1 protein-coding gene is annotated in these 541 nt (G+C 63.2%); it reads right to left on the reverse strand.

What is annotated here, in order from left to right:
• Window positions 1-541, reverse strand: a 541-nt coding sequence (gene istA / locus KMAL_RS16785) for an IS21 family transposase (protein ID WP_110096544.1), incomplete at both ends; no start/stop codon positions are given.

Raw genomic sequence — 541 nt, forward strand, 5'->3', positions numbered from 1 at the left:
CCAGGCAGCGGGCTTCCAGCCAGGCATTCAGCGCCCCCAGATCAGGAAAGGCAGGCAGGTCCTGCCAGATATGGCGTCGGGCATCCTGCACGGTCTTCTCGATCTGCCCTTTCTCCCATCCCGCTGCCGGATTGCAGAAGGTCGCCTCGAACAGATAATGGCTGGCCAGGGCCATGAAGCGCAGGTTGACCTGACGCGCCTTGCCAGAGCCAATCCGGTCCACAGCGGTCTTCATGTTGTCAAAAATACCCCGCCGTGGCACGCCACCGAGCACGCGGAAGGCCTCGGCAAGCGCATCAAAAAGCATCTCGTGGGTCTGCAGGGGATAGGCCCTGAGTATGAAGGCCCGGCTGAAGGACAGTCTGGTGTGGGCAACCTGCAGTCTGACGCGACGGCCGGCAATGACCGCCCGGTCCTCACCCCAGTCGAACTGGAAGGCTTCCCCGGGCTGGAAGCTCAGGGGCACGAAAACACCCCGACCCGTTGTCTGGCGTGCCTGGTGCTGTTCGTGTTTCCACTGCCGGATGAAAGCGGCCACCCG

The sequence above is a fragment of the Novacetimonas maltaceti genome (assembly GCF_002906255.1).
GTDB lineage: Bacteria > Pseudomonadota > Alphaproteobacteria > Acetobacterales > Acetobacteraceae > Novacetimonas > Novacetimonas maltaceti.